This is a genomic window from Streptomyces sp. SID5785 (assembly GCF_009870065.1).
In the GTDB taxonomy this organism is placed as follows: domain Bacteria; phylum Actinomycetota; class Actinomycetes; order Streptomycetales; family Streptomycetaceae; genus Streptomyces.
Genome location: NZ_WWIA01000308.1, coordinates 1 through 5,766 on the forward strand (window position 1 = coordinate 1; position 5,766 = coordinate 5,766).

At 71.5% G+C, this 5,766-nt stretch carries 5 protein-coding genes and 1 pseudogene; 3 read left to right on the forward strand and 3 right to left on the reverse strand.

Features of this window, described 5'->3' with window-relative positions; all coding sequences use genetic code 11:
- Positions 1-365 (forward strand): annotated as a pseudogene (locus GTW43_RS10145) (glycoside hydrolase family 3 protein); the annotation flags it as partial.
- Positions 366-460: 95 nt separating this feature from the next.
- Here GTW43_RS10145 and nagB read toward each other — a convergent pair.
- Complete coding sequence (gene nagB, locus GTW43_RS10150) at positions 461-1,246, reverse strand: glucosamine-6-phosphate deaminase (protein ID WP_161301313.1); 786 nt, start codon at positions 1,244-1,246, stop codon at positions 461-463.
- A gap of 652 nt (positions 1,247-1,898) precedes the next feature.
- Between nagB and GTW43_RS10155 the strand changes: the two genes are divergently transcribed.
- Entirely contained in the window at positions 1,899-3,365 is a 1,467-nt protein-coding gene (locus GTW43_RS10155) for a PAS domain-containing sensor histidine kinase (RefSeq protein ID WP_161301316.1), read from the forward strand.
- Between the two features lie 181 nt (positions 3,366-3,546).
- On the opposite strand, the gene GTW43_RS10160 is transcribed toward GTW43_RS10155, so the two are convergent.
- A complete protein-coding gene (locus GTW43_RS10160; RefSeq protein WP_016639615.1) occupies positions 3,547-3,804 on the reverse strand; it encodes a WhiB family transcriptional regulator in 258 nt (85 codons plus the stop codon).
- 319 nt (positions 3,805-4,123) lie between these two features.
- Positions 4,124-5,092, reverse strand: a complete 969-nt coding sequence (locus GTW43_RS10165) for a diacylglycerol kinase family protein (RefSeq protein ID WP_161301314.1) — start codon at positions 5,090-5,092, stop codon at positions 4,124-4,126.
- 126 nt (positions 5,093-5,218) lie between these two features.
- Here GTW43_RS10165 and GTW43_RS10170 point away from each other — a divergent pair, with 126 nt between their 5' ends.
- Entirely contained in the window at positions 5,219-5,671 is a 453-nt protein-coding gene (locus GTW43_RS10170; RefSeq protein ID WP_161301315.1) for a hypothetical protein, read from the forward strand.
- Positions 5,672-5,766: the final 95 nt, after the last annotated feature.

The following is a 5,766-nucleotide window of genomic DNA, read 5'->3' on the forward strand; positions in this document are numbered from 1 at the left end:
CGGTGCACGTCGCCGCGTTCACGCCCGTCGCCAACATCGCGGTCGGCGACGAGACCCCCTGGGGCGTCGCCGCCGAGCTGGAGCGGCTGCTGCCCGGCACCACCACGGGCTCCTACTCGGGCCAGGACGCGGGCGCCCAGGCGCTGGCCGCCGCCGCGGGACGGCGCATCGTGGCCGTCGTCCGCGACGAGCACCGGCACGCGTGGATGGCCGGCGCCCTCGACGGCCTGCTCGCCACCCGCCCCGACACGATCGTGGTCGAGATGGGCATCCCGCAGGCACCGCCGCGCGGCGCGCTGCACATCGCGACCCACGGCGCGGCCCGGGTCTGCGGCATCGCGGCGGCCGAGGTCATCACCGGCTGACCCCGGCCCGTACGACGACGATGCCGGTCACCCCTCCCAGGGCGACCGGCATCGTCGTCGTACGGGTCCTCCCGCGCGCAGCGGGGCCCGTGGTCCTACAGGCCCTGCCACTCAGGCTTGTTGGCGTAGGTGTGCCGGAAGTAGTCCGCCAGCTTCAGCTTGGATGCCGCCGCCTCGTCCACGACCACCGTCGCGTGCCCGTGCAGCTGGAGCGCCGACGCGGGCACCACCGAGGCGACGGGACCCTCGACGGTCGCCGCCACGGCGTCCGCCTTGCCCTCGCCCGTCGCGAGCAGCACCAGGTGCCGCGCCTCCAGGATCGTGCCGATGCCCTGGGTGATGACGTGCCGGGGGACCTGGCTCAGGTCGCCGTCGAAGAAGCGTGCGTTGTCCGCGATGGTCTGCTCGGTGAGCGTCTTGATCCGGGTCCGCGAGGCGATCGACGAACACGGTTCGTTGAACCCGATGTGCCCGTCCGTGCCGATCCCGAGGAGCTGGAGGTCGACGCCGCCGGCCTCGGCGAGCGCCCGGTCGTACGCCTCGCAGGCGGCCTGCACGTCCGCCGCGCTGCCGTCGGGGCCCATGAACGCGTCCGCGCCGAGCCCGAGCGGCTCCACGACCTCGCGCAGCACCGTCGCGCGGTACGACTCGGGGTGCCCGGTGGGCAGACCGACGTACTCGTCGAGCTGGGCGATCCGCGCGTGCGACGCGTCCACCTCGCCCGCCTGCACCTTGGCCGTCAGGGCTTCGTAGATGGGCAGCGGGGTCGAGCCGGTGGCCACGCCGAGCAGCGCGTCGGGCTTGCGCCGCAGCAGCTGGGCCATCGCCTCGGCGATCAGCTCGCCACCTGCCTTGGCGTCCGGAACGATCACAACTTCCACGCTGGGCCTGCCGTTCTGGTCAGAGTTCTGGTCAGAGGTGACTGGGACCACCTGCGCGAGCACATGTGGTATAGACCAATCTAGCAGAGGGAACCCCTGCCGGTAAGGCGGTTCCGGCACCCGGGGCGCCCGGCCGGCGCCCTCCTGGCACCATGCTCCGCGCTGCCGCGCGCGTCGGCACGTCGAGCGGGCGGGGGCCGGTCCGGACGGTGACGATGACGGCCCGGCCACGAATTGAACCCACGGCTCCCGGTATCCGTGTCCCAGGGCGTAGGTTGGACCAGGTGCGTACTTCGGAGTAACCCGAGGGTGCGCCGCCGGCGGACGCGGTGGGGCCCCTCGGATCGACAAACGTCCGCAGACGCATGGACATCCAAGAATGGTCTAGTCCACAATGACGTCACAGGCCTCCGCCCTCCCCGCACAGGAGGACGGACAGAGGACCTGTCGCTCTCTGCCCTGACTGCGACGGATCCTCGATCGGCGCCCGGGACCGCACACCCGGAGAGCCGGTGCACCTGAAGGGCTGCGGTGCCAGGGAACGGGTCGAGGGTCCCGCCCCCGGCGCCGCGGCCCGTCGGTGTCCTCGGGCAGCCGCGCGCACCGTTTCGGACCCCCTCGGGCCGCCGGGTACGCTCGGCCCGTGCCCTCCATGAACGATCTCGTCCGCCAGCACACCGCCCTCGGTGACTCCGACCTCGAGTGGCTGCACCTGCTGGTCTCGGAGTGGCAGCTGCTCTCCGACCTCTCCTTCGCCGACCTGGTCCTGTGGGTCCCCACCCGGGACGGCACCCGCTACGTGTCCGTCGCACAGATGCGGCCGAACACCGGTCCGACCTCGTACCAGGACGACATGGTCGGCCATCTGGTGCCGCGCGGGCGGCGCCCGATGCTGGACGCCGCGCTCGACGAGGGACGCATCGTCCGCGAGGGCGACCCCGAGTGGCGCGAGGAGGTCCCGGTCCGGGTCGAGTCCATCCCTGTCCGCCGCGAGGGCCGGGTCCTCGGGGTCATCGCCCGCAACACGAACCTGCTGACCGTCCGCACCCCCTCACGCCTGGAGCTGACCTACCTCCAGTCGGCCTCCGACCTCGCGCAGATGATCGCCGCGGGCTCGTTCCCGTTCCCCGGGCAGCAGGTCGACATGGACGCGTCCCCGCGCGTGGGCGACGGCCTGATCCGGCTCGACGCCGACGGGGTCGTCCAGTACGCCTCGCCCAACGCGCTCTCCGCCTATCACCGGCTCGGCTTCCAGGCGGACCTGGTCGGCCACCACCTCGGCTCGACGACGGCCGAACTGGCCCCGTCCCGCGGCCCGGTGGACGAGGCGCTCGCCAAGGTGGCCAGCGGCTGGGCCCCGCGCGAGTTCGAGATCGAGGGCGAGGAGGGCTCGATCCAGCTGCGGGCCATCCCGCTCAAGCCGAAGGGCGTCCGGATCGGCTCCCTGGTGCTGCTGCGCGACGTCACCGAACTGCGGCGGCGAGAGCGCGAGTTGATCACCAAGGACGCCACCATCCGGGAGATCCACCACCGGGTGAAGAACAACCTGCAGACCGTCGCCGCGCTGCTGCGCCTCCAGGCCCGCCGCATCGGCTCCGACCGCGGCCGCGAGGCGCTGGAGGAGGCCGTCCGGCGCGTCGGCTCCATCGCGATCGTGCACGAGACGCTCTCCCAGAACCTGGACGAGCGCGTGGAGTTCGACGAGATCGCCGACCGCGTCCTCGCGATGGTCGCCGAGATCTCGCCGGGCCAGGTCACCGGCCGGCGCACCGGGCGCTTCGGCATCCTGGACGCCGAGGTGGCGACCCCGCTGTCGATGGTCCTGACCGAGGTCCTGCAGAACGCGCTGGAGCACGGCTACCGGCAGGGCGACACCGGCACCGTGGAGGTCTCGGCCGTGCGCGGCGGCACCACGAAGGAGGCCCGGCTGCTGATCACCGTCCAGGACGACGGCGTCGGACTGCCGGAGGACTTCGACCCGAAGCGGGCCGGGAACCTGGGGCTGCAGATCGTACGCACCCTGGTCGAGGGCGAGTTGAGCGGCACGTTCAACATGGTGCCGGCGCCCGAGCGCGGCACGCGGGTCATCCTCGACATCCCGGTGAGCTCCGAGAAGTAGGCCCGCACAGCAGAGAGCCCCGGACCGTGGTGCGGTCCGGGGCTCTCTGCTCGCGTTGCTCGGGTCATGTCCCGGGCTGAGCCTGGGGGAGCATCGGGGGTACTGCGCGCTGCGGCTCGGGGGCGGGAGATGCGTACGCGATGTACGCGCCGCCGGGCTCAGGCTCGATACGGGGTGGGGATCAGGCGGAGGCCTGACGGGCCCGGTTGCGAGCGGCGCGGCGCTTCATCGCGCGGCGCTCGTCCTCGCTGAGGCCACCCCAGACGCCGGAGTCCTGGCCGGACTCGAGCGCCCACTGCAGGCACTGCTCCATGACGGGGCAGCGGCGGCAGACGGCCTTGGCTTCCTCGATCTGCAGCAGCGCAGGACCGGTGTTGCCGATGGGGAAGAAGAGCTCGGGGTCTTCCTCGCGGCAAACGGCGTTGTGACGCCAGTCCATGGCTGCTACCTCTCCTTGGTATTACGTGCAAGTTGCTTGTGAATGTGAACGCTTTCACGAATCCCTCAACAAGTGAAGGGACCAACGTCACATCTGCGACGACTGTCCGTTGCTTTGAGGAGGGGATTCGGGCTCTCTGTGGGGCCGATGTTGCGGGCCGTCCCGAGCGCCATGTAGAGATTCGCAAACCTCGGCGGCGGATACAACCCCTTCAGGAAAGTTTTTTTTGATTCCTCGGTGTCGCCTCGGTCACAGCCGTACTTCCATGGGGTGGAGCCTGGCCCAAACGTTCGAGATAAAGGACTTTGGGCCCTTCCACTCACACAATCACACGCAGTGCACGGCGTACGCCTGTGAACGCCACGCTCGTACGCAGCCCGAGGTGGTCACCGTCCATCTGGAGCGGCAGCGGGACCTTCGAATGCAAGGTGAAGTCGGTCAGGTCGTGGAGCGTGACCGCGTTCTTCCCGCGAGGCCCGCGCTCGGGCGTCGAGGCGAGCAGCTGACCGCCGTACCGGGCCACCGCCGGAGTCGACAGTTTCTTGAGTCCGAGCACGTCAAGGCCGGTGTCGAAGGACGCCTGCGGCGTCGGATACAGCGGCCGGTTGCCCAGGAACGACCAGGGGGAGGTGTTGCTCACTATGGAGACGACCAGATCCGTGACCGGATCCTCGCCCGGGCGTTCGAGCGTGATGGTGCCGTGCCGGCGGTCCTGCTCACCCAGGAACTGGCGCACCACCTGTCGCACATACAGGGCGTGCGTCGAACGCTTGCCCCGCTCCCGCTGCTGCTCCACCCGGCCGACCACGCCGGCGTCGAAACCCAGCCCCGCACTGAACGTGAACCAGCGCGACGGCACCGCCTCGTCGTCCGTGCCGGGCGTGCCCGCGGCGAGCCCGAGGCCCACCGTGCGCTGCCGGCCCTCGCGCAGGGCGTCCAGGAGCTGGCCGGTGGCCTCCACGGGATGGTTCGGCAGGCCCAGGGCGCGCGCGAAGACGTTCGTCGAGCCGCCGGGGACGACCGCGAGGCCCGGCAGGCGGTCCAGATCGGGGCCCTGGTGCAGCAGCCCGTTCACCACCTCGTTGACCGTGCCGTCGCCGCCGAGGGCGACGACCAGCTCGATGTCCTTGCTCTCCGCGGCCTGCCGGCCCAGGTCGCGCGCGTGGCCGCGGTACTCGGTGGTGACCGCCTCCAGCTTCATCTCGCTGGCGAGCGCATGGATCAGGACATCGCGCGTGCGCGCACTGGTGGTGGTTGCCGCCGGATTGACCACGAGAAGTGCACGCATGGAGTGCAGGGTACCCAGCGACCCTGATCCGGCCCAGACCGAGGTAGGAGTCCGGTAAGAACCGGAGCCCGGTCCCGCGCGGGGCACGCCTGCGGAGCGCGCCCGCGCGGGGGCTACTCTGCAAAGGTGACCTCAGAGCAGAACCCCGCCCCCGAGACGCCCGCGCCCGCCGAGCCGCGCCCCGGCCGGCTGACCGCCGCGGCGGCCCTGGCCGGCGTCGAGGGCGCCGCCCTCCTGGTGGGCGGCGCCTACCTCCTGGTCGGTGGGCTCACCGGGGACCCCGACAACCCCGAGCAGGCCATGACCGGCGGCATCACGCTGATCGTGCTCGCCCTGCTGCCCCTGCTCGCCGCCCGCGGGCTGCTCGCGCTCAAGAGCTGGAGCCGGGGGCCCGCGATCATCACGCAGATCATGGCGCTGCCCGTCGCGTACACGCTCGGGCAGAGCGGCGGGGCCACCCTGCCCGTCGGCATCGTGCTCGCGGTGGTCGCGGTCAGTGCGCTGGTCCTGCTCGTGAACCCGGCGACGACCGTCGCCCTCGGCATCCGCATGCCCGGCAGTGCGAAGGACCCCGAGTAGGCCCGCGCGGACCTACTCCTCGACGAGGAGCCGCTCCCGGAGCTGGGCCAGGGTGCGGGCGAGCAGCCGGGAGACGTGCATCTGCGAGATGCCGA

Bases quoted from the DNA above. Each gene is read 5' to 3' on its own strand.
- GTW43_RS10155 (WP_161301316.1), top strand. From the start codon at position 1,899: ATGAACGATCTCGTCCGCCAGCACACCGCCCTCGGTGACTCCGACCTC.
- GTW43_RS10160 (WP_016639615.1), bottom strand. From the start codon at position 3,804: ATGGACTGGCGTCACAACGCCGTTTGCCGCGAGGAAGACCCCGAGCTC.
- GTW43_RS10165 (WP_161301314.1), bottom strand. From the start codon at position 5,092: ATGCGTGCACTTCTCGTGGTCAATCCGGCGGCAACCACCACCAGTGCG.